The 25,692-nt window shown below is 47.8% G+C and carries 13 protein-coding genes; 9 read left to right on the top strand and 4 right to left on the bottom strand.

Annotation, left to right across the window (positions count from 1 at the left end):
- Positions 1-8 precede the first annotated feature (8 nt).
- Together D0B88_RS15965 and D0B88_RS15960 are read left to right on the top strand one after the other, a co-directional pair.
- Positions 9-1,139 (top strand): acyltransferase family protein, encoded by a 1,131-nt coding sequence (locus D0B88_RS15965; protein WP_151058392.1) that lies wholly within the window; start codon positions 9-11, stop codon positions 1,137-1,139.
- A 277-nt stretch (positions 1,140-1,416) separates the two neighbouring features.
- Positions 1,417-2,106, top strand: a complete 690-nt coding sequence (locus tag D0B88_RS15960; protein ID WP_151058390.1) for a DUF3313 family protein — start codon at positions 1,417-1,419, stop codon at positions 2,104-2,106.
- Between the two features lie 80 nt (positions 2,107-2,186).
- Here D0B88_RS15960 and trxB read toward each other — a convergent pair whose 3' ends face one another.
- The 4 genes from trxB to D0B88_RS15940 form a co-directional block, all read right to left on the bottom strand.
- Complete coding sequence (gene trxB / locus D0B88_RS15955) at positions 2,187-3,134, bottom strand: thioredoxin-disulfide reductase (protein WP_007643580.1); 948 nt, start codon at positions 3,132-3,134, stop codon at positions 2,187-2,189.
- A 217-nt stretch (positions 3,135-3,351) separates the two neighbouring features.
- A complete protein-coding gene (locus tag D0B88_RS15950; RefSeq protein ID WP_007643579.1) occupies positions 3,352-5,109 on the bottom strand; it encodes a bifunctional diguanylate cyclase/phosphodiesterase in 1,758 nt (585 codons plus the stop codon).
- A gap of 60 nt (positions 5,110-5,169) precedes the next feature.
- Positions 5,170-5,628: a response regulator gene (locus D0B88_RS15945; protein WP_007643577.1), complete on the bottom strand. Its 459-nt coding sequence runs from the start codon at positions 5,626-5,628 to the stop codon at positions 5,170-5,172.
- Positions 5,621-7,774, bottom strand: a complete 2,154-nt coding sequence (locus D0B88_RS15940; RefSeq protein ID WP_151058388.1) for an ATP-binding protein — start codon at positions 7,772-7,774, stop codon at positions 5,621-5,623. The genes D0B88_RS15945 and D0B88_RS15940 overlap by 8 nt, the downstream gene beginning before the upstream one ends.
- A 437-nt stretch (positions 7,775-8,211) precedes the next feature.
- Between D0B88_RS15940 and D0B88_RS15935 the strand changes: the two genes are divergently transcribed.
- The 7 genes from D0B88_RS15935 (at position 8,212) to lolA (ending at position 25,670) form a co-directional block, all read left to right on the top strand.
- Entirely contained in the window at positions 8,212-10,029 is a 1,818-nt protein-coding gene (locus D0B88_RS15935) for an efflux RND transporter periplasmic adaptor subunit (protein WP_151058387.1), read from the top strand.
- A 4-nt stretch (positions 10,030-10,033) separates the two neighbouring features.
- Positions 10,034-12,199, top strand: a complete 2,166-nt coding sequence (locus tag D0B88_RS15930) for an efflux RND transporter periplasmic adaptor subunit (protein ID WP_151058385.1) — start codon at positions 10,034-10,036, stop codon at positions 12,197-12,199.
- A 52-nt stretch (positions 12,200-12,251) separates the two neighbouring features.
- Positions 12,252-13,139, top strand: a complete 888-nt coding sequence (locus D0B88_RS15925) for an efflux RND transporter periplasmic adaptor subunit (RefSeq protein ID WP_151058383.1) — start codon at positions 12,252-12,254, stop codon at positions 13,137-13,139.
- Positions 13,140-13,476: 337 nt separating this feature from the next.
- On the top strand, positions 13,477-20,904 hold the full coding sequence (locus D0B88_RS15920) for a putative Ig domain-containing protein (protein ID WP_151058381.1): 7,428 nt from the start codon (positions 13,477-13,479) through the stop codon (positions 20,902-20,904).
- A gap of 34 nt (positions 20,905-20,938) precedes the next feature.
- The gene (locus tag D0B88_RS15915; protein ID WP_151058379.1) at positions 20,939-22,447 is read left to right on the top strand and encodes a sensor domain-containing diguanylate cyclase; all 1,509 of its coding nucleotides are present in this window, start codon (positions 20,939-20,941) and stop codon (positions 22,445-22,447) included.
- 165 nt (positions 22,448-22,612) lie between these two features.
- A complete protein-coding gene (locus D0B88_RS15910; RefSeq protein ID WP_007642301.1) occupies positions 22,613-24,970 on the top strand; it encodes a DNA translocase FtsK in 2,358 nt (785 codons plus the stop codon).
- A gap of 70 nt (positions 24,971-25,040) precedes the next feature.
- A complete protein-coding gene (lolA, locus tag D0B88_RS15905) occupies positions 25,041-25,670 on the top strand; it encodes an outer membrane lipoprotein chaperone LolA (protein WP_151058378.1) in 630 nt (209 codons plus the stop codon).
- The last annotated feature ends 22 nt before the right edge of the window (positions 25,671-25,692 follow it).

The raw sequence follows: 25,692 nt of genomic DNA, 5'->3' as shown, positions 1-25,692 counted from the left end.
TGAAAGCGATGGTAACTACACGGCTTTATTATATGGATAACCTGCGCGCACTGGCGATGTTGACGGGTGTATTTTTTCATGCGGCGTTGGCCTATAGCCCCAAATTACAGGCACTCTGGCCAGCGGCAAATACTGAGCAATCATTGCTGCTGGATTGGTTTTCCTGGTTTTCACATCTATTCAGAATGCCTTTGTTTTTTCTGATCGCCGGTTTTTTTGTGGCTTATTTAGTGGCGCGGCGCGGGGTGGTTGGTATGTTAAAAAATCGCGCGCTGCGAATTTTATTGCCGTTTATTATTTTTCTGCCGCTGTGTATGGTCGCCACTTTCATTCCTTTGTTAACGGCTACCAATGAGGTTGAAAATAAGTCAGCAATTATGCTGATGATTCTGGAGGCAATGCAAAACCCAGATGCCCCGCGCCCACCACCCACTACGATGCATTTGTGGTTTTTATATAACCTGATTTATTTTTGTGTATTGGTGTGGTTGTTGCGCATTGTTAACTGGCAGTGGGCGAGCAATTTTTTGGCTCGTTTAACACCCGGGTTATTTCTCTTAATCATACCCTTGGTACTATTGCCCGGTGCATTGTTGATTGCTTCGCCCAAGCCCGCCCCGGAAAGTTTTATACCCCAATTATGGTCTTTTGGCTTTTTCGGATTATTTTTTGTGTTGGGTTATTGGATTTTCACTCAGGAAAATTTTATTGCGCGCTTCAATGTTTATGCCTTCAGGATTCTTCTTGCCAGCACTGCGTTATTTGCGCTTTATTATTATCACTTACCCGTGCAGATGGATTTGATGGCTCCCCCTTTAGCGTTGTGGAAGAAATTACTTCTGGCAGTGTGTGAAGTTTATATTGCGCTGTGGATGACATTGGTGTGTTTAATTTATGCTAGACAATTTCTGGATTCCCATCACCGTTGGATGCGGCTTATCGCCGATAGCTCTTACTGGATTTACATCATTCATTTGCCGATTATTTTTGCCCTGCAGTACCCTTTGATGGATAAAAATTGGGGTGTGTGGGCGGAGTATGGGCTGACGCTGGCAGCAACTTTTGTGGTGGGCATGGCGAGTTATTTGGTGCTGGTGCGTTGGACGCCAATCGGTTGGATGTTGAATGGTCGAAGGTAACCTTGTTACAGCCTTGGTAATCCAGTAGGGTTGCTGTCAAACTACAAAATATTACAAACTTGACCGGGAGGCCTCTGCTTCCCGGTTTGCTTTTGTGCTTCAATAACTTGGAGTCACTGGGCAGTTTGGCCTTATGCCACCAATAAGGTTGCGGGTTATGCAACCAATGAACCCTTGATTGCGAATAACGTCTTATAAACATGCGGTACAACCAATGACTGTGACTGCCGCGGCTAGCATACAGTTTCAGTCCCCCGAACTACAGGCAGGTAATGTGATGAAACGTTTAATGAAAAATCTCAGTGTCAAACTGGTGCTAATTGCACTGGCTACTGGTGTGATTGGTGGTTGTTCAATGACTAAGCCCCATGAAAAAGACGCGGCGCTGAAAGCAGATCAAGCGGGGTTGAGTGCGGTGGAAGACAGCCGTTTTGATGGCACCTTTGTTGCGCCCAATGCGCAATTTGCGCAATACAGTAAATTATTGGTCGAGCAGTTGGATTTGAGTGAGGTCAAAATCCGCAAGCAGTCCACGGACAAGATTAACGACACGCCGTGGGAGCTGAGCGATGCCGATCGCCGCTATTATCAGGAGCGTTATACCGAGGCGTTAATGACGAACCTGATTGTCGATGGCCGTTTTGCGACATCCTTACAGACGGGCGCGGATGTATTGCAAGTAAAAGCAAAAGTGCTGGAGATTGCGCCATTGGCGAGTAAAGACGACTCCAAAGGTCGCCCGACGATGATGAAAGTGTACAGCGAAGGCATGGGGACTATGACGTTGGAGCTGACACTGGTGGATTCAGTGTCAGGCGATGTGCTGGCGATTATTACTGATCGTCGCGATTTGGGACGTATTTGGGAGGAGAACAATCGCGTGACTAATAATGTTCAGATCCGTCTGGCGTTTAACCAATGGCTGCGCAATTTGCGCACTGAGTTGGATCGTCTGGCTGCTAAATAAACCACACGGGCAATTAAAAAGGGGAAGGTCATCGCTGACCTTCCCCTTTTTATTTAGCTGCCGATGCTACGTGCCGGCTGTTACAGATCGTCCAGATACTTCTCGGCATCCAGCGCAGCCATACAGCCAGCCCCAGAGGAAGTAATCGCCTGACGGTAAATGTGGTCAGCCACATCGCCGGCAGCAAATACACCGGGAATATTGGTTGATGTCGCATTACCTTCCAGGCCACTTTTTACCTTGATGTAGCCATTGTGCATATCCAATTGGCCTTCAAAGATGTCAGTGTTGGGTTTGTGGCCAATGGCGATGAATACACCAGCGACATCAATCTCTTGCGTTGCGCCGTCTTGAGTGCTCTTCAAGCGCAGACCGGTCACGCCGGAGTCGTTACCCAAAACTTCTTCCAGTTGATGATTCCAAATCACTTTGATGTTGCCATTAGCGACTTTGGCCATCAGCTTGTCTTGCAGAATTTTTTCTGATTTCAGTTTGTCGCGACGGTGAATCAGCGTTACTTCACTGGCGATGTTAGACAAATACAGCGCTTCTTCCACGGCGGTATTACCACCACCGACCACGGCAACTTTTTGACCGCGATAGAAGAAACCATCACAGGTGGCACAGGCGCTCACACCTTTGCCCATAAAGGCTTCTTCGGAAGGCAAGCCGAGGTATTGAGCTGAAGCGCCGGTAGAGATAATCAGCGCATCACAGGTGTAGGTATTGGAACCGATCAGTTTGAATGGGCGCTCGGTCAGAATAGTTTCGTGAATGTGGTCGAATACTATTTGGGTGTCAAAACGCTCGGCGTGTTGCTGCATTTGCACCATCAAATCCGGGCCTTGCAGGTCGTGAACACCGCCGGGCCAGTTTTCCACCTCAGTGGTGGTAGTTAATTGACCACCTTGTTGCATGCCAGTGATCACAACGGGTTTGAGGTTCGCACGGGCGGCGTAAATAGCAGCGGTGTAACCGGCAGGGCCGGAGCCGAGAATAATTAAACGGTGGTGTTGTACGTCACTCATAGGTAATCCTTGAAATTAAAACAAAACAGGAGGTCAAACCAAAGGGTCTTTGCAATGTGGGGGCATGATAGGCGAATCGCAATGGCGGCGCAAAATTGTCTGGTTCAATCTGTCGTATTGGGTTTGGCTATTTGCTGGAGCTGACTGTCTGTTGACCAGGTCAGGTGGGGCTGTGCTTGGCTGTTGTTGAGTGGTGCGCCGCCGGAGCAGCGCACCCTTAGCCGGTGAGTGCGCCCAATACCGAGAGACGCTTATTCCACTCGGCTGCATTGTGATCGCGTAAGAATTGCTCAAATGCGGCGGGTGGAAGGGGTTTGGAGAATAAATATCCCTGCAGTAAGTCGGCACCATAATCGCGGCAAAGACGCGCCTGCTCGCGGGTTTCTACGCCTTCCACGACCACAATCAGATCCAGGCTTTTGGCAAACACAATCATGGCGCGCAGAATCCGGCAATCAGCCAGATTAGTGGGCACGTCCTGCACAAACTTGCGATCAATCTTCAGGGTGCGTGCGGGTAATTCTTTCAGGTAGGCGATGGAGGAATAGCCGGTGCCAAAATCATCTACCGCGATATCGATGCCGTAGTCGCGAATCATCTGCAGTTTTTCTGCGGTGCGCCCCAGGTTTTCAATCAGGATTGATTCGGTAATCTCCAGGCTGACGCAATGTCCGGGCAGGCCGGTAGCAGTAAGGTCTGCAATAATAGCGCGATAGAGATCATCGTCAGTCAGCAGTTGGGCGCAGACATTAAATTTCATGTTGAACTGCTCATCCACCAATCCGTCTTTGCGCCATTTCGCCAGTTGTTTGCAGGCATTTAAACGGCTGCGGGAGTCAATTTCACCAATCAGGCCAATCTCCTCAGCGAGGGTGATGAATTCGCTTGGTGGCAGTATGCCGCGCTCGGGGTGATCCCAGCGAATCAGGCCTTCGGCGCCGCAAACTTCAAAGGTTTGCGCATCGACAATGGGTTGGTAGAACAAAATAAAGTGATCGGTAGGAATCAGTGCGCGTAATTCTTTTTCGAGGTGAATGCGCTCCTGCATTTGCGCTTGCATCGCCGGTGAAAAAAATTGGTAATTGTCGCGCCCGTCTTGCTTGGCGCGATACATGGCCATATCCGCGGCTTTGAGCAGATCGCTGGCGCTGTCACCGGCTTCCGGGTAGGTGGCAATGCCAATACTGGAGGAGATGCTGTGCTCATAATTGCCCACAATAATGGGGCGGCGCAGGTCCTCTAAAATGCGTTGCGCAAGCTGGCTGATGGCTTCGTGGGTTTCAAAGTTATGCGCTAAAATCGCAAATTCATCGCCACCCAAACGGCACACCACATCGCCCGCGCGCACCACATCAACCAAACGTTTAGCCACTTCCATCAAAACCTGATCACCAATTAAATGGCCTAGGCCGTCATTGATAAATTTGAAGTTATCCAAATCCAGAAAGAGCAGGGCAAGTTGATCTTGCTGGCGTTTGGTGCGCTGAATTGCAGCACGCAGGCTCTCATCAAAATAGTAGCGATTGGCAAGCCCGGTGAGTGAGTCATTCTCGGCCAGCGCACGCAGGCGCTGGTGACTCTCTTGTAACTGATGTTCCAATTCATGACGTGTGCGTGCATGGGTGATGGCGCGGGTCAGGTGTTTGTGAGCAATCTCCGATTTGAACAGTACGTCCTGGGCACCGGCCTCAATAAATTCGCGCTCCAGATCTTCGTCGGCGCTGGCGCCGGTGAGGATAATTACGGCAGCGTGGTGATTGGGGTGTTTGGCGAGAAGTTGCAGCACTTCCATACCGTCGATATCGGGCAGGCGATAGTCAAGCAGGACAGCGTCAAAATCTTCGCTATCAAATTGCGCGAGGCCCTCGCTCGCGGAGCAGGCCTGAGCAATAGTGATATCCCACTCGGTTTTTTTAAACGTTCGAATGATCGCCAGGCGATCCAATTCGTTGTCATCAATCAGTAATAGCTTCATGCAGATTAGGTCTCCTATTCTTAATGCCCGTTATTAAACCCTGGTGCTAAAGCTAGGGGGCTATTGTTCGGGATGTGGTAGCTCAATCACACGCCAATAGTGATCAAGCAACCCAATCACCTGCATAAAATCGCTGTCCATACGCTGTTTAAGTAAATAGCCGGCCACATGTTCACGGTAGGCTGCCAAAATATCTTCGTCCGATTTGGAGGTGGTCAGTACAAAAACGATCGCATGGGTTAGTTCCGGATCGGCGCGTAATACCTCCAAAAATTCAATACCGTTCATGCGCGGCATATTGATATCCAACAGAATAATGTAAGGGCTTGGCACATTGCCATTACGCAACATTTCAAGGGCCTCCACACCATCTTTGGCACGGTAGAGCGGGTTAAGCAATTTCAGTTTATGTAATGCACGCCGCAACGCCGTTGCGTCTATATCATCGTCGTCGATGATAAGAAGACTGACAGTTTTAAACTGGCTTGGGTTTAAATTCGGATAGAAGTTATCAGTCATCTTTTACGCCTTTGTCTATGTGTTGCGGCCAGCTGAAATAAAAACAGCAGCCACGTCCTTCTGACACAAGTTTGATGTGACCGCCGTAGGTGGCGACAATTTTTTTTATCAGTGCGAGGCCCATGCCGCTACCTTCCAATTCATCGCGTGGTTTCAGCGTTTGAAACATACCAAATACTCGCTGCTGAAATTTCTCGGGGATGCCGGGGCCATCATCACATACACTGAATTCATAATATTGATTAGGCAGTAGTTGGTAATTGATACGAATAACACCTTCATCGCGATCGTGATGTTTAATTGCATTGGAAAATAAATTGCGTAGCACTTGTTCAAAGGGCGTGCTCAAAGTGCTGAAACAGGGCAGGTTCTCTGCCAATTCAAGGCGCAGCCCGGCTTTGGTGTTTTGGATGTCAAATAACTCCCTGGCCATTTGCGCAACATCTACCTCAGCCAGATTGCCATCGGTTTTGCCTGCGCGATAAAAGGTGAGCAAATCATCCAGTAGTTTTTCCATGCGCTGAATGCGATTGCGCAACATGGTGGTGTGTTTATTCACCTCGGAAAATTGTTTTTCCTCAAGATCTTCTTCAATCCAGGTGGATAATTGGGCAATGCCCCGCAGCGGCGATTTCAAATCGTGTGAAGCAACATAGGCAAATGTTTCAAGTTCTTTATTTGTCTGTGCAAGTTGTAAATTGATTTTCTCCAGTATTTTTTGGTGACTGGCCAGTAGTGCTGTTGATTTGTTGCGCTCGTCAATATTTTGTGCGAATACTTTGAGTGTTCTGGCCATGTCACCAACATCTCGGGGGTGATCCAGAAAGGGAATCTGAATGTTGGCATTGCCCTGTGCCAGCTCGAGCATAGCAACGCGAATTTTTTGCAGCTGCCAGCTTAAACTGCGGGTAATAAGTGCGGCGACCAAAACTCCCGCTAACAAAAAGCCTAGCATAACTACCAGCATTAAATTGCCTGCATGTTGCTTGGTGAGCAGTGCCTGATCGTTTAACGCATGCATTTCGGTCTGCGCCTGCGCAATGATTTCATCACATAAATTTTCAATTTTCTGGGTGTGGGCTTGGCTGTCTTCCAGAGCAATTTTGCGATAATAGTCGACATTGCCTGCGGCCAATTGTTGATAAGTATCCAGTAATAACTCTTGCCAATCCTTTAATGTGCTGCGCAGTTGTGCGCTGGCAATTAGGTGCTGCGGTTGTTGTTCAAGCTGTACCAGTTCAGCCACAATTTTTTGCCCGGAGCTAGTTATAAAATCAGGCAAATTACGTTCTTCCATTAACTCTGGCGCTACCGCTACATCTTTGATGCCACGATTCAGCTTGCTCACATGGGCTTTGATGCGCAACATTGCATTGTTTACTTGCACTGGCCCGGAATAAAGTTGTTGCGAAATAGTCGCCACACTATTTATTTGCAGCATGGCAATAGAGCCTATAGCGACAAATAACAGGCTCATAAAAATAAAACCGGTCACTAACCGGTTAAAAAAATTAAGCCGGTTAAATGCATTGATTGCTGCTGAATAGCGCAGCGTAATAATTGCCAATGCAAATGCAATTAACCCAATAACTGTGTGAGGCGCTAATTTAATTCCCAGCCATACGTAATTGGGTAACAAGCCAAAACCCTGTCCGAGTACTGCGGCAGTGGCAATTAAAATTAATAACAAGCAAATCAACGTGGCAATTAACGTTGCAATACCATCCGTCGCGCGCCCTAATAACAATGCGGCGCCGGCTAATAAAAATGCGCTGCTGGTGGTGGGTGATATGGGCTGGTGGTGAATGGGTGAGTCACTCAGAAAAATCTCAAACCAATCAGTAGTGTGTAACTCCATGCTAGTGAGTAAATCGAGCAGGGTGAGTAACCCAATGCCCCACAGCACAACAACGCTGTACACCAAAGTTCGCTGCCATTTTTTAACAATAGCGAGTAAGCCCAAGCCGCAGGCGATAAATCCCAATGCAGTGTTGTATGCCATCAGCGTGGCAAAGGGGTGAATTGCATCCAGCAGGCGAGGGGCGTGCCAGGTGGCGAGCACGGTTACTCCCACAAGTATTAGTAGGCTTGCTGAGCCCAGCATTACCACCGGGCGCTCCTTCAAAAGGTTAAAAATTCCGTACATGGTTGCTTAGTCCGTTACTCTTTAAAAATTCCCCAACTTGTATGTTTAATACGATGACAAGTGAAAAAACCTCCAGCTATAAGGCTAGAGTCTAGTTCAGGTAATGAGAAATACTCTCGAAAGTTGTGAGCATAAAAAAATAATTAGTATTTATCGTTTTATATATTTTGTAGCGATAAAAAAGAGATATTTTTCTCAGCTTAATAACAATCTGGCAGTTGTTTTCAATCAAACTGCAATAAGTTGGTATAAGCTTGGGAAGTAGTGAAATTTAAGGACTTAATCTTCGCTTTTAATGTTGAAATTGACGACAAGTGTGGTTTTTGTTGTTATGGTTAATTCTCACTGTATCGATTTCAGCTGCCCATTCAGTAAAACAGTTAATAACAAAAACACAGTGGTTCCTGCACCGCAGGATCGATAAAGCAGTTAACTCCATGCAATCGTTCAACAATAAGCTCAAAACCTGGCTGGCAACCCAATGCCAAATGCTCGGTGGCGTCAGTGCCGCCATGCTGGTTCAGGTCAATAATGGAACCCAACATTTACTTGCCAGGTGGCCGGGTGCGGACGCGATAAGCGAGCCGCTGCGCATGCTATTGGCACAGGTGGTGATAAAACAGCGCTTACAGTTGGAGCAGGTGGATGAGCATCATTACCGCCTTGCGCATCCGTTAATTATCGATGGTAACTTTTGGGGAGTGGTGGCATTGGAAGTGAGTGTCGCCGATAAAAAAGCACTCACCGGAATGCTCAAAGAACTCAAGTTGGGGCAGTTCTGGTTGCAATTTTTGTTGCATCAGCAGAGTGATTCGCCCGCACTGGAACGGGAAGTGCAAGAGGTGCCAGCAACCACACCAGCTGCTGACTATCAACTCGCCGCCTTACAGCTGGGCACCATTTTATTAAAAGAAAATTCCCTGCAAGAAGTGGCGATTAGTTTGGTCAATATGGTTGCGTCGCAGTTGGGGGCTACGCGCGTGAGTTTGGGTTTATTGCACAAACAAACACTGCGCCTGCAAGCGGTGTCTTACTCGGCACACTTTGATCCGCGCACCCAAGCAATGCAGGCAGTGACTGAAGCGATGAATGAAGCGCTGGAGCAGGGGCTTAGGATTAGCTACTCCCCGGTGGAACCTGCGGACGAGACATTGGCGGTGGCGATTACTCGCGCTCATCAGCAATTGCAACAATCACAACAATTGCAATCGGTTTCCAGCTTTCCAATTCGTAAAGGTGATCGCCTGCTGGGCGTGCTTACAATCGAGTTGGATAAACAGACAAAACTTAGTCAGACACAACAGTTGTTTATTCAGGCGGCGCTGCATTTTGCTGGCGGTCTTATCGCGTTACGGCAGGATGCGGGCGCCGGGTTTAAACAACTGGTGGCACGCAGTATTGGCCAACGTATGCAGCGCTGGTTTGGGGTAGATGCTTGGCGCAGTCGTGTGGCATTAGCCGCTGCACTGCTGTTACTGATGGGGTTATTTGTGCCGATCAGCTATCGCATTACTGCTGATGCCAGGTTACAGACCAGCGAAAAATATCTGGTGGTATCCCCACAGGACGGTTATTTGGGCGAGGTATTGGTGCGCCCCGGCGACAGTGTGACTAAAGCAGCGTTGCTCGCATCCTTAAAGGATGAGGATTTACTGCTGGAGCGACGCAAACTGGCGAGTCAGGTACAGCGCTATCGCCAAGCCTATGATGCGGCTCTGGCGAATTCTGATCGTGTTGAAGCGGCAATTGCCAACGCACAAATGGATCAGGCGGCCATTCAATTGCGTTTAATCGAGCAACAATTGCAGCGCACCCAGCTGCTTGCGCCTATCGACGGCATTATCGTGTCAGATGATATTTCGCAAAAACAGGGGGCCCCGGTAAAACAGGGTGATGTGTTATTTGAGTTGGCGGCGGCGAACGATTTTATCGTGCAGCTTTTCGTGGATGAGCGCGATATCGCAGCGCTTGTGCCCGGTCAGGAAGGCCAAGTGAAATTGTCTAGTTTACCTAATCAACTTTTCTCTGCGCTTGTAAAAACCATTACGCCGATCAGTGAAGTGCGAGAAGGGCGCAATTACTTTCGCGTGGAATTGTTGTTGATGGCTGATGCAGCAAGTGATGACGACAGTATAAAAAATCTGCTGCGCCCCGGCATGACCGGCTCAGGCAAAATTACTGTTGGTAAGCGCGCGCTGGGCTGGATTTGGTTTCACGATCTCTGGCACTGGCTGCGTTTAAGTTTATGGTGGTGACATTATGAATGACGCCCAATCACATGATATTAATCCTGCGTGGCAGCGGCTCGAATCATTACGTCCCTCACTGCCGCGACATATCCATATCCAACGCCGCGATTACAACGGTGAGCGCTGGTATTTATTGCAAGATAAAAGTAATGGTCGCTTTCATCGCTTGAGCCCACCAGCGTGGCGTTTAATTAGCGCGATGGATGGGCGAAATAATTTAACGCAGGTTTTATCCGCTGCTGCCAAACCAGAGTTTTATACCTGTGCGGAGGATGTGCCCACGCAGGATGATTTAATTCACCTGTTGCAATATTTGCATGTGGCCGATTTATTGGTGTGCGATTTACCGCCCAGCACGCGCGAATTATTTGCACGACAAGAACAAAAAAAGCAGCAGCGCTGGCTGCGCTTATTAATGAACCCGCTCACCTGGCACCTACCACTCGGCAACCCGGATCGCTTGCTCAATAAGCTCATGCCCCTAGCGCGATTGTCGGCGAGCAGGACCATGGGAATCTCGTGGTTGGTTGTAGTGGCTTACGCATTATTGCAGGCCGGTAATCATTGGAGTGAACTCACGCAAGGGCAGTTGCAGCGTTTGCTGTCGCCGGGAAATTTGTTGTTGCTCTGGCTTACCTATCCATTTTTTAAAGTGCTGCATGAGTTGGGTCACGGATTATTTACCAAAGTATGGGGTGGCCAGGTGAATGATTGCGGGGTGGTATTTGTGGTGGGTACACCCTTACCCTACGTGGATGCGAGTGCCGCGACCGGATTTCAATCCAAACGCCAGCGACTAATGGTGGGCGCCGCTGGTATGGCGGTGGAAATATTTTTAGCGTCGCTTGCACTGTTATTGTGGATCCAAGTTCCCTCCGGTTTTTTCAGTGATTTTTTATACAACATCATTATTATCGGCAGCGTGTCCACATTGTTTTTTAATGGCAATCCGCTCATGCGTTTTGACGGTTACCACCTGCTCACTGATGCATTTGATTTACCTAACCTTGCTACCCGCGCCAATCAACAAGTGAGTTATTTGTTGCGCCGCTATGCCTATGGTGTAAGCGAGATTTTCTCCCCGGCACAGACAAATCGTGAAGCAGCGGTGCTCACGTGCTACAGCATTGCCGCATTTGGTTATCGCCTGTTTATTTTGTTTTTTATTATTTTATTGGTGGCGAGTTATTTCCCCCTGGCGGGTTTGATTGTTGGCGCTTGGCTGATTTTCTTTCAATTGTGTTGGCCGCTAATAAAAGCGATACGTTTTTTAATGGCTGATAAACAATTATTGGCGGTGCGTCAGCGCGCGGTGACAATCACCGGTGCCTTTGTGTTGGCTTTTTTCTCTTTTCTCTTGTGGGTTCCTATGCCGGAATCGACTTCTGTTGAAGCTGTTATCTGGTTGCCGGAAGAGGCGCGGGTAAAAGTGGAATCCAGCGGGGAAGTGCAGGAGGTGTTGGTTAATAACGGCGATCAGGTTACGCAGGGGCAGGTGCTGGTGCGTTTACACAATCCTGCGCTCACTACCAATTTAGCAGTGCAGCAAGCGCATCTCCGCGAATTTGAAGCGCGTTATCAACAGGCATGGGTCAGTGATCGCACCCAGGCGCAATTACTACAGCAGGATATCGATGCCATCAGTGCTGAAATCGAATTGTTGCAATCGCGAGTGAACAGTCTGGTGGTGCGTAGCCCCACCGCCGGAACAGTACGCCTATTGCGTCAGCACCATTTGCCGGGCAGCTTTTTTACACAAGGCGATGAACTGGCGATTATTGAGCGCGCAGACAAGGTGCGCGTGCGCACTGCCTTGTTACAAGAAGAGATAGGTTTGGTGCGTCAGGCCACACGTCATGTTTCAGTTCGTTTAGCGAGTAACCCTTCACGCCATATTCATGGTGAGCTTTTGCAGCAACTGCCAATCGCCACTTTCGAATTGCCGAGTCAAGTGCTGGGGGCACAGGGCGGAGGCAGGCTTGCGGTAGATGCGCAGCAACCCAGCGGAACCCGTGTGACTGAGCAAGTATTTTTGTTGGATATAGTGCTGCATGATTTTCAGCAAATGGGACATTATGGTGAGCGTACCTATGTGAAGTTTTCACACCCGGCACGGCCCTTGTTAGCGCAGTGGTACAGTACTTTGCAACAAGTATTCATTCGTCATTTCTCTTAATGTTCTTTTGAACTATATTTATATACAAATAATTTTTTATAACGAGTCAACTATGTTCAGATCTATCCTAAATATGTCCGTTCGCACTAGTGGTTCTGGTTGCTTGCCTCTACTGGCGTTATGCAGTGTTGTGAGTAGCTACGCCAGCGCGCAAACCTCTGAGCCGGCACAATTAAATTGCCGGATTGAACCTTCGGTAGTAGTGGAAATGAGCAGCGCGGTTGAGGGCGTAATCAGTGAAGTATTAGTGGATAAAAACGATTCAGTAAAAAAAGGGGAGGTAGTGGCCCGCCTGGATGCCGGTTTGGAAATGGCCACCGCTGAATTGCGTCGTGTGCAAGCGGAATTGATAAGCGATGTACAAGCCCAGCAGCTGGCAGTTGAATTTAGCAAACGCTCGCTGGAGCGTGTTACCGATCTTTACGAGAAAAAAGCCGCTTCTTTTTCAGAGCTGGATAAACTCAAAACTGAATATGCAATTGCCCAACAACAATTACAGCAGGCGCTCGATCGCAAACGCCAAGCCGAACTTGAACACAATCGTGCGCTGGCTGATCTCAAGCGTCGCACATTGGCGAGCCCTATTGATGGGGTGGTGGTAGAGCGTTACAAACAGCCCGGTGAACACATTGATTTTGAACCAGTGCTTAAACTTGCCCAGCTTGATCCACTGCGTGTGGAAGTATTTGCGCCTGCAAGCCTTTACGGCAAGGTACAAGCAGGTATGACGGCTACAGTGGTACCAGAGCTGGGTGCATCCACTAAAAGTTATGACGCTAAAGTGATTCTGGTGGATCAAGTGATTGATGGGCCGAGTAATACTTTTGGTATTCGCTTGGCATTTCCCAATCCGGGTAACCGTTTACCCAGTGGTTTAAAATGCCGTGTTACCTTTGAAGGCGTCACGTTAAATTTATTGGATACCCAAAGCTTGCCGTGAATCACGTAAACGATGTTTCGATTAAGGTTAAATTTTTTAATTTTTGCTTTCCTTATATTATTTAGTTGTGAGCAGGGTGATTTTTAAAAATATGTGCCATGATTGATCCTCAAACTACATAAGAAAAAAATTCAAGAAGATAAATATTATAAAAGTGCGAAAACGCACTCCGTTTCTAGAAGAGCTGACGATAGTTTTACGATGGTAATAGTTGATGTTTTCCATGGCTTGGAATCCATCGCTCTGCCACAGGGATGCAAGTTGGTGAGAACCACACCTTAACCCTGTTTGTACCTATGCAAGAGGCGGGTACAAATAACAAGACTCGATACTGCTCATGTCCAAGTTGTCGCGCCACAAGCGCCCCCTGATTGAAACGCTTGAACCCCGGTTGCTATTTTCTGCAACTGCCGATATCGCCGTATTTGACGATGGCAGTGCAGATATAACGCAGTTATCGGAAGCTGCTGCCAAACTCGATTTGACCGCCATCTATCTGCCACCTGCAGATTCGTTATTGGATGAACAAACCGCTGCCCAACGAATCACGAGCTTGGTGGTTGTGGATACTGCTGTCGAAAATTATAAGCAGTTAGTGGAGGATATTCGCCAACAACATTCGACAGGTGATTTGGAAATTGTTTACCTTGATGCCAACAGTGATGGCGTCGTTCAAATTGCTCAACAGCTGACACAATTTTCCCAGCTTGATTCGCTGCACATAATTTCTCACGGCGCGAATGGTTCTGTTGCACTGGGCAGTACATTGCTCAGCACCAATAATCTGTTTGAGTATGAAGATGAGTTGATCGCTTGGCGCACTGCATTGGGTGAAAATGCCGATATTTTAATTTACGGCTGCGATGTGGCCGCGACTGTGCAGGGGCGCGAATTTATTGCAGAACTTGCAGCGCTAACCGACGCAGATGTCGCTGCAAGTGATGATGCAACGGGCCATAACACATTAAGTGGTGATTGGGATTTAGAGTTTTCAGTAGGTAATATTGAACAAACTGTTGTTGTAAGTACGGCGGTGCAAGAGGCGTGGCTTGGCGTTTTAGCGTCTACTCATTATATTAATATTCAAGGGGGAACTAGCGTTCAATCAGTGTCGTCGGTTAGTGGTGTAGGTCAATCTTTTCTTTATGATAGCCCCGGTGCAACTTATACCGTTAACCAGATCAGTGTGCAGCTGCGTGTGGAATCTGGTGCTGCCAATCAGGACATCACGATTCAATTATTGGATGGCGGGTGGAATGATGCATCACCGCTGGCTACACAAACGATTAATTCCGATCAGTTAGACAGCACTTTTGGTTGGAAAACCTTTAATTTTGGTGATGTTGTACTTAACGATAATCAAACCTACATTATCAAAATAACTACCAATAATGCCGATGGGAAAGTTTCTGTCGCCTACAAAAGCGATGCCTGGAATAACTCGGAAATGATTGTAAACGGCACAGGTAATAGCAGTGCCGATTTGAATTTTTTGCTTTCATACAATAATGGCAGTAATCAGGCTCCGGTGAATACCGTGCCGGGTGCGCAATCTACCAATCAAAATACGCCGTTAATTTTTAGCTCAATTTACGGCAATCAAATTCAAGTAGCCGATGCCGATGCATTCCCCAACGATCTTGAAGTGACTCTCAATGCGGCGCAGGGTTCGTTCAGCCTTGCACAAACCACAGGCTTAACATTCATTGGTGGTGATGGCACCAATGATTTTTATATGTTATTCCGTGGCTCAGTAGCTGAAATTAATGCGGCCTTATCCACCATTACTTATACACCGGTAAATAATTTTGTTGGTGGCGATACTTTTAGTATTACGACAAAAGATCTGGGGTTAAGCGGTGGCTTACAAGACACAGATAATATTGCAATCACTATTAATAATGTTAATGATGCCCCAACAGTTGTTATTGCTGAAACTAGTTATGCTGTTGATGAGCAGGCACTATTAGATTTGCATGGTACCGGCATAGTGATCAATGATTCGGATGGTGATACGTTAACTGTGACTGTCGAAGCGCCATCAACTTATAGTCAACTCACTGCGCTAGTTGGCACTACGGGCGTGATTATTTCATCTGGCAATACTACCAATGTATTAACCCTCACTGGCACATCAACACAATTGAATAATTTGTTTGCCGGTAATAATGGCGGCACGCTGACTTATCGCTTGGCTGGAGATACACCTTCGGCAACGCAACAGCTAACCATTTCTGCCAGCGATGGAAGCTTGAGTGCAAATGATTCGGCATTAATTAATATCACTGCGATTAATGACCCCGTTACACTTGCGAATCCAATCGTCAATCAAATTGCTACCGAGGAATCACTATTTAGTTTCACTTTTGCCGCAGATACTTTCGCTGATGTTGATGGGGATCTACTCACTTACACTGCTACTTTAGCAAATGGCGATGCGCTTCCCGCATGGTTGCATTTTAATGCAGGCACACGCACGTTTAGTGGAGTTCCTGACGATGGGGATGTAGGTTTTATTAGCGTTAAAGTCACGGCTAATGACGGAAATGGTTCAACAGCAGATGATACCTTTGATATTACGATTAACGGCGTCAACGACGATCCTTTCGTCAATATTCCCGTTCCCAATCAAAACGCCACAGAAGATTCTGTGTTCACTTATATCTTTCCCGCCAATACCTTTGGTGACGGCGATGTGGGCGCGACCTTTAGCTACACTGCAGAATTGGCTGATGGTGGTGCATTACCTGCGTGGTTAAATTTTGATTCGGCAACACGTACTTTTAGTGGTACACCTACTAACAGTGATGTAGGAACTATTTCAGTTAAATTAATTGCAAATGATGGTGCAGGCGGAACCGCTAACGATGTTTTTGATGTTGTAATTGCCAATACCAATGATGCGCCCACAGTGGCGAATCCTATTGGAAATCAAACGGCCACCGAAAGTGCACTGTTTAACTACACCTTTCCAATTAACGCTTTCAGTGATCAGGACCTTGGTGATAGTCTGACTTATTCGGCCACCTTGGCAGGTGGCGGTGCACTACCGGGATGGTTGAGTTTTGATTCAGCGACGCGTACTTTCAGTGGTACTCCATCCAATGGTGACGTGGGCACAATTAGTATTAGCGTAACTGCCGATGATGGCGAAGCGACTGTGTCAGATACATTTGATGTAGTTATCGGCAATGTAGACAATTTCCCTTTTTTAATTACGCCCATCCCCAATCAAAATGCAACTGAAGATGCTGCATTTAATTTTCAGTTTGATAATGCAACCTTTGATGATCCGGATGCTGGCGATACGCTAACTTATACTGCCACTATGGCGGATGGAAGTGCACTGCCAGCATGGCTAAGTTTTGATGCGGTTACACGTACTTTTTCAGGCACACCAGCCAATGCTGATGTGGGTACAATTTCAATTAGAGTGACCGCTGATGATGGTAACGGTGGGACACCCGCAACAGATACTTTTGATTTAGTTGTTGCCAACACTAACGATGCTCCAACTGTTGCCAATCCAATCCCCAATGCAAACGCAACCGAAGATGCTGCATTTAATTTTACTTTTGCAGCAAATACATTCGCGGACCAGGATGTAGGTAATGCACTCACCTACAGCGCACAAACTGGCGGTGGCGGTGCATTACCGGTATGGTTGAATTTTGACGGAGCTACGCGAACTTTTAGTGGCACGCCTACGAATGCTCATGTGGGTGCTATATCTATTGATGTGATTGCCAATGATGGAAATGGTGGCACAGTCACAGATACTTTTTCTATCACTGTTGCTAACACTAACGATGTGCCTATCCTTGCCAACGCAATTCCCAATCAAAATGCAACGGAAGATTCTGCATTTAATTTCCAATTTAACAGCAATACCTTTTCCGATGTGGATGTGAGCGATACATTGACCTACAGCGCGCAGTTAGCTGGCGGCAGTGCCTTACCTGCGTGGTTGAGTTTTGACCCCGTTACGCGCACCTTTAGTGGCACGCCGCTGAATGCGCATGTTGGTACTGTATCTATCGAGGTAATTGCCGATGACGGCAACGGCGGTAGTGTAACGGATACATTTACTATTACGGTTGCAAACACTAATGACGCCCCCAGCGTCACCATTACTGCCACTGATTATTTTGCAGATGAACAAACCCCGATTGATTTGCACGGAACTGGAATTAGTGTTGCTGATGTAGATGGCGATGCATTAACAATCACGCTGACCGCTGAGGGTAGCAATAGTAATCTTGCTGCAACAGTTGGCACTACAGGTGTGGTAATTGTATCGGGCGTGAATACGAATACGTTGGTACTCACAGGTACCGCTGCACAACTCAACGATTTGTTTGCAGGCAATGGCGGTAGCACACTTACGTATCGCCTTTCAGGCGATACCCCTGTTGTAACACGCATGCTTACCATTAGCGCCAATGATGGCAGTTTGTCGGGCAGTGACACAGCCACGATAAATATAACCGCGCTGAATGATGCACCTGAAAATACTGTGCCCGGTGGACAAGTCACGAGTGAAGATACATCACTGGTTTTCAGCTCAGTAAATGGCAATAGAATTCAAATAGATGATCTGGATGTTGGTGCGGGTAATTTACAGGTTACTCTTTCGGTAACGAATGGCACATTAACACTTGGTGGTACTACAGGTTTAATTTTTACCACTGGCGATGGCACCAACGATAGCAGTCTGGTATTTAGTGGCACTAAAACTGATATTAATAATGCACTTTCAATTCTGACATTTAACCCAACAACGGGTTACAACGGCACTGCGGTATTAGCAATTACTACAAGCGATTTAGGTAATAGTGGTAGCGGTGGAGTTTTGATAGACAGCGACATAGTTAATATCACTATCACCGCCGTAAATGATGCCCCCACAGTTGCGAATACTGTCCCCAATCAAAACACAGCCGAAGATTCTGCGTTTAATTTCCAATTCAACAGCAATACGTTTGCGGATTCTGATGTTGGCGACACTTTAACTTACACCGCGCAATTAGCTGGCGGCGGAGCATTACCTGCATGGCTGAATTTTGATCCCCTTACTCGCACTTTTAGCGGCACACCTGCAAATGGCGATGTTGGAACGGTATCGATTGATGTTATTGCCGATGATGGTAATGGCGGTACTGTAACGGACACGTTCAATATTGTTGTCGCTAATACTAACGATGCCCCTATAGTTGCGAATACCATCCCCAATCAAAACACAGCCGAAGATTCTACGTTTAACTTCCAATTCAATATCAATACATTTGCGGATTCTGATGTTGGCGACACTTTAACTTATACCGCGCAGTTAGCTGGCGGCGGAGCATTACCTGCATGGTTGAGTTTTGATCCTGTTACTCGTACCTTCAGTGGAACTCCTGCAAATGGCGATGTTGGAACGGTATCAATTGATGTTATTACTAATGATGGTAATGGCGGTACAGCGACGGATACGTTCAATATTGTTGTCGCTAATACTAACGATGCACCCACTGTCGCGAATGTGATTCCTGATCAAAACGCGACGGAAGATTCTGCGTTTAATTTCCAGTTCAACAGTAATACATTTGCAGATGCCGATGTTGGAGATACTTTAACTTACACCGCGCAATTAGCTGGCGGCGGAGCATTACCTGCATGGCTGAATTTTGATCCCCTTACTCGCACTTTTAGCGGCACACCCGCAAATGGCGATGTTGGAGCGGTATCGATTGATGTTATTGCTGATGATGGCAATGGCGGTACTGTAACGGACACGTTCAATGTTGTTGTCGCTAATACTAACGATGCCCCTATAGTTGCGAATACCATCCCCAATCAAAACACAGCCGAAGATTCTGCGTTTAATTTCCAGTTCAACAGTAATACATTTGCAGATGCCGATGTTGGCGACACTTTAACTTACACCGCTCAGTTAGCTGGCGGCGGAGCATTACCTGCATGGCTGAGTTTTGATCCCGTTACTCGCACCTTCAGCGGCACACCCGCAAATGGCGATGTTGGAACGGTATCAATTGATGTTATTGCTGATGATGGCAATGGCGGTATCGTAACGGACACGTTCAATATTAGTGTCGCTAATACTAACGATGCACCCGCTGTCGCGAATGTAATTCCTGATCAAAACGCGACGGAAGACTCTGCGTTTAATTTCCAATTCAACAGTAATACATTTGCGGATTCTGATGTTGGCGACACTTTAACTTACACCGCGCAATTAGCTGGCGGCGGAGCATTACCTGCATGGCTGAGTTATGATCCAGTAACCCGTACTTTCAGTGGTATACCAACGAATGGTGATATTGGAACGGTATCAATTGATGTTATTGCTGATGATGGTAATGGTGGTACAGCGACGGACACGTTCAATATTGTTGTCGCTAATACTAACGATGCACCCACTGTCGCGAATGTTATTCCTGATCAAAACGCGACGGAAGATTCTGCGTTTAATTTCCAGTTCAACAGTAATACATTTGCGGATTCTGATGTTGGCGACACTTTAACTTACACCGCGCAATTAGCTGGCGGGGGAGCATTACCTGCATGGCTGAGTTTTGATCCTGTTACTCGGACTTTTAGCGGTACACCAACGAATGGTGATGTTGGGGCCATATTGATTGATGTTATTGCCAATGATGGTAATAGCGCAGTGACTGATACGTTTATGATTACTGTCGTAAATGTGAATGATGCGCCCACGGCAATTACAATTAATAATATGACGATGGTTGCAGGTGAAGCACCGCAACAAATTGATTTGCGAAATAAATTTTTTGATATCGAAGATGTAGTAACGCTTAATTTTGAATTAATGGGGAATAGTAATCCTGACGCGGTAATTGATGTCCAGATGGATCAGAATACCGGGATGATGACGATTGTGGTGTCATCCGAGAATGCGGGTGAATCAATTATTCGCTTGCGAGCAATTGATTCTGATGGCGCGTGGGTCGAGTCCAGTTTTAAAGTCACTGTGTCTGCTAAAGAGCCGCCAGTTGCGCCTCCAGTAATTATTCCGCCCGTGATTGTCGCCCCGCCTATTATTACTCCGGATGTTGATGAAACTACACCGCCGACAATCCCTGATCCCATTATTCCTCCTGTTGTTGTGTTGCCTGAAACTCAAAATCCCGGCGTTATTCCGCCAACACATGGAGACGAGTCAACACTTTCGCCTGCTTTGCCGGATGAACCCGATATTACAAGCGAAGTGGTTGACCAGGAGCTACTGGTGAATGGGGATGAGTATGACTCTCCATACAATGTGGTGGAGGATAAATCTGCACAGGATTATGAACGTGTAGTGCAACTACTTAATTCTAATGCACTGCAGGTGTCTAGCTTAACGGCGTCCACATCGCTGGTCAGTTTGATTGTACCCGATGCCGGTTTTGCGCCATGGGAAGCCGCGGAGTTTGATAGTGAAGTGCGGCGTATTCGTGCGCAAATGGATGAGGCACTAGAGGAAGAGCATGATCGTAAAGCACTGATTGCTGGCATTAGTTTTTCATTGACTACCGGTTTGTTGATTTGGTCGCTGCGTGCCAGCAGTTTATTGCTGGCAATGGTTTCTATGCTGCCTCTGTGGCGCGGCTTGGATCCGCTGCCTATTCTTGATGAAGTGAATAAGCGCAAAAAAGAATTGGAGCAACAGCGCAAAGATCGTAAACATGAAGATAAAAATGCTAAAGAAGTGGGGTATCTTTTTGATCACGCCCAACAAAAAACCAAAGATGTGTAATTATTTTTCTACTCAACGCTGTTAAGGAATTTGAATGTTTACTATTACACCTGCCGTGAGGTTGAGTGTGGGGTTGGTGATTCTCACCGTCTCTTTATTGATTCTCGCGCAAGCGATTGGTTTGGCGCCCGGTGCTGAGCGTCAGCAGTTGGATGTGCGCAAACGTTTAGCTGAAACTCTGGCGTCCCAAGTCAGCGTGGCGATTATGCGGGGCGATGAGTTATTGCTACAGTATTTACTTGAGTCCTCTGTGGAGCGCAATCCGGAGATCTTATCGGTAGCCGTCAGGCACAATAATGGAAACCTGGTGGCGAAAACCAATGCGCATGAAAAATTTTGGGCTGATGCAAAAGAACATGAATCCACACCCACGCATATTCGTTTCCCGGTAATGACCAATGGCGCAAAACGTGCCGAATTTGAAATTAGTTTTGAGCCATTGTTGCATGACCGACACCCTATTTTTGGTGTGCCTACTTTTGTACTGCTGATTATTTTTATTTCACTCAGTGGTTTTGTGGGGTTTTGGTTTTACATCAAACGTGCACTCAAACATTTGGACCCGAGTGCAGTGGTGCCAGCGCGAGTGCGCAATGCATTAAATATTTTGGCGGAGGGCGTGTTAATTTTGGATCGGCGCGAACAGATAGTTCTGGCTAATACTGCTTTACTAGAAAATTTGCGCCGCACGGAGGAATTTTTGCTAGGCAAAAAAGCCAGTAACTTGGGTTGGTTTGTCGATCCCAAGAGTGTTGATAACGAATACCCCTGGATGCGTGCTATCGCTGAGGGCATCAAACAAACCGGGGTTCGCGTTTTATTACCTATGGGCGATGATGGCGAAAAAATCTTTCATGTAAATGCCGTGCCAATTCTGGATGCCAAAGGCGCAATACAAGGCACTATTGCGGTATTTGAGGATATTACAGAGCTGGAGGGGAAAAACCGTTTGTTGGAGGATATGGTGCAGCAACTGGCCGCGAGCCAGGCAGCGATTGAAACCAAAAATAAAGAGCTTACCTACCTCGCAACACGGGATCCACTGACTAATTGTTTTAATCGCCGCGCGCTCTACGAACATCTCAATGGTAAATTTGACGGTGCACGCGCTTCCGATGCCGAGTTTAGTTGCATCATGGCTGATATCGATTTTTTCAAAAAAGTGAATGATACCTATGGTCATGCCGTGGGCGATGAAGTGATTAAAATGGCTGCTAACAGTTTGCGCGAAGTAGTGCGCGATATGGATATGGTAGCGCGTTTTGGCGGTGAAGAATTCTGTGTGATTTTACCCGGTGCCCCTATTGAACAAGCGCAGATGATTGCGGAGCGCTGCCGCGAAAAAATCGCTTCACAAGTCACCAACGGTGTCAGCGTAACCGGCAGTTTTGGTGTGACCTCCATGCGTATGGGGGCGATAAGTTCCAGTCAGCTCATCCAGCAGGCAGACGAGGCTCTTTATTACTCCAAACAACATGGGCGCAATCAGGTGACTCGTTGGGCACCCGGTATGGAAAGCCTGATTGCTGAAACGCAGCATTAAATTCCCTTGGTTGCTCGCAAAACAACCATGAATACCCGCACTTGTGCGGGTTTTTTCATTCATTTCCCCGCAGAGTGATCTTGCCGGTGGTAAATCTGCCGCCAGTAATTACAATAGCCCTCGTTTATTAATTAGTGCCTTTGTATCTCAATCGGGACATTTCCATTGAAATCAGTAACTCCGCAACGCCGTACTCCTGCATCTGAACAAGCTTCCAGCTTGCTCGTTCGCCTGCTGAAAGAGGGGGCGCTCATTGGTTTGGGCGCGATCTGTCTGTACCTATTGATCGCCATGGTCAGCTATGACCCTCTGGATCCGGGTTGGTCCAAAACGGGCGAAAATACCCAGGTACAAAATGCGGGTGGCTCCTTCGGCGCCTGGATTGCCGATGTATTTTTCTCGCTGTTTGGTTACCTCGCATATTTGTTTCCGGTGATGATTGCCTATCGAGCCTGGTTAGTGCTCAAGGATCGCACCCGTCAGGATGCTATCGATTGGTTGTTTTTTGGTTTACGTGCGGTGGGGTTGGTATTGGTTATGGTTGCCGGTACTGGCATCGCTGCCATGCATTACAGCGACGGTGCCTCGGTATTACCTTATTCCAATGGTGGCTTGTTAGGTGCTGCTGTCTCTGACGGTATTTTTGACGCGTTCAACTACACCGGCGGCACATTGTTGATGCTCAGTATGTTTTTGGTGGGCATGACAATTTTTACCGATCTCTCCTGGCTTAAGCTCGCTGAGGATATTGGGCGATGGATTAGCATCGGCGTCAATCGTGGGCTGGAAAAATGGCAGGTTTACCAGCGTGAGCGGGCGGAAAAGCAAATCGCCGTAAAAGCGCAGGAGCATCGCCGCGAAGTGGTGGAGCAGCACGTTAAACAGGAAGCCAAGCGCGTGGCCCCGGTAATTATCACCGAGCCACCCAAAAAGAAGCCTGCGCCCAGTCCGCGCATTGAAAAGGAAAAGCAGCCGTCGCTCTTTGAATCTATCGAGCCGGCTGTGGGTACTTTACCGCCATTGAACTTGCTTGATCCTGCCGATAAGCGCAGTGACAAAGGCTATTCCAAAGAGTCGTTGGAAGCCATGTCGCGCATGCTGGAACTCAAACTCAAAGACTTTGGTATCGAGATTGAGGTGGTGTCGGTACAGCCCGGCCCGGTGGTGACCCGGTTTGAGATCCAACCTGCGCCAGGTATTAAAGCCAGCCGTATTTCCGGGCTTGCCAAAGACCTGGCGCGTTCGCTGGCGGTAGTCTCAGTGCGGGTGGTAGAGGTTATTCCCGGCAAATCAGTGATGGGGATTGAAATCCCGAACGCACACCGCGAAATGGTGCGCCTGTCGGAAGTGATTTCATCTGAACTCTACGAGAACTCTAAATCAGTGCTTACCATGGCGTTGGGTCACGACATCTCCGGGGAGCCGGTGGTGGCTGATCTTGCCAAAATGCCGCACTTGTTGGTCGCAGGTACTACCGGCTCTGGTAAGTCTGTGGGTGTAAACGTGATGTTGCTCAGCCTGCTGTATAAATCCACGCCCAAAGAAGTGCGCTTGATGTTGGTCGACCCGAAAATGCTGGAGTTGTCGGTTTACGAAGGTATCCCACATTTGCTTACGCCGGTTATTACTGACATGAAAGACGCGGCCAACGGGCTGCGCTGGTGTGTGGGGGAAATGGAGCGTCGCTATAAGCTCATGGCCGCCATGGGGGTACGTAACCTCGCTGGTTTTAACCGCAAGGTGGACGATGCCATCAAAGCCGGTGAGCCAATTAAAGACCCACTATTCAAACCGGAAGAGAACTTTGAGCCCGGTGCTGAAGTGGCCACTGCGCCCGATCTGGAAACCCTGCCAGCCGTTGTGGTCGTGATCGACGAATTTGCCGATATGATGATGATTGTCGGCAAAAAGGTAGAGCAGCTCATCGCCCGTATTGCGCAAAAAGCCCGTGCAGCGGGTATCCACCTGATTTTGGCTACCCAGCGCCCATCGGTAGATGTAATCACCGGCTTGATTAAGGCCAATGTCCCGACGCGTATGGCGTTCCAGGTTTCGTCCAAAATCGATTCGCGTACCATTCTCGACCAGGGCGGGGCAGAGCAGTTACTGGGGCATGGCGATATGCTTTATTTGCCACCCGGCACCAGCGTGCCAGTCCGTGTCCATGGCGCTTTTGTGGATGACCACGAGGTTCACCGCGTGGTGGCCGATTGGAAAAAACGTGGTGAACCCAACTATATCGATGGCATTACCGATGACAGCAATAATTCGATTCCAGTGCCAGGCATGCCGAGCGAAGGTGGTGAAGAGGGCGGCGATAATGAAAGTGATGCGCTGTACGATGAAGCCGTGGCTTTTGTGATCGAATCGCGCAAGGCTTCCATTTCCTCGGTACAGCGAAAATTGCGCATCGGTTATAACCGTGCCGCACGTCTAATTGAAACCATGGAAATGGCGGGTGTTGTTTCCGCGGCGGGTCACAACGGAAACCGTGAAGTTTTGGTGCCGGGCGGGCGCGATTGATTTATCTCAGGTTCATCTGCACCCGATAGGATTCCGGTGTCAGTAACTTAATACTCTTGTTGGAATTTATATGAACGTTTTTGCACGCATTTTTACTGGTTTGCTGTTGGTGTTGTCGGTTACCGCTCATGCGGCTGACGATCAGGCGGCTGCACAGCTCCGCAAACAACTCGATGCCATGAACACCTTGCAAGGTGATTTTGTACAGACCACTTACGACAAGGCTGGCGTCGAGCAAGAATCCAGTAGCGGCAATTTTATGTTGATGCGCCCAGGTAAATTTTATTGGAAAACCCTGGAGCCTATGCCGCAGCTGTTGGTATCCAACAATAAAACTATTTGGCTCTACGATCCGGATTTGGAAACGGTGAATATCCGCGAATTTACCGATGACCTGCGCGAAACGCCTGCATTATTGTTGAGTGCGGACATCGAACAGTTGCGTAAAAACTTTTCTGTCGCACGCGATCAACAGGATGGCAGTGCAGAAAAATATACCCTCACACCCAAGGTGACTGAGGGCATGTTCCAGCATTTAATTCTGGTGTTTAAAAGCGGACAGCTGAGCGAGTTTGCGATTCAAGACAGCCTGGGCCAGTTGACCCGCTGTGTATTGAGCAATGTGCAGCGCAACAAAGCACTGCCGGAAGAAAACTTTTTCTTTGTGCCGCCCGAAGGTGTTGAGATCCTGAGGGATTAAACACTGATCGGATCTAACCCTA

The sequence above is a fragment of the Cellvibrio sp. KY-YJ-3 genome, assembly GCF_008806955.1.
GTDB lineage: Bacteria > Pseudomonadota > Gammaproteobacteria > Pseudomonadales > Cellvibrionaceae > Cellvibrio.
Note: the sequence above shows the minus strand (reverse complement) of the source record. Positions and strands in the feature narration are given on the sequence as shown.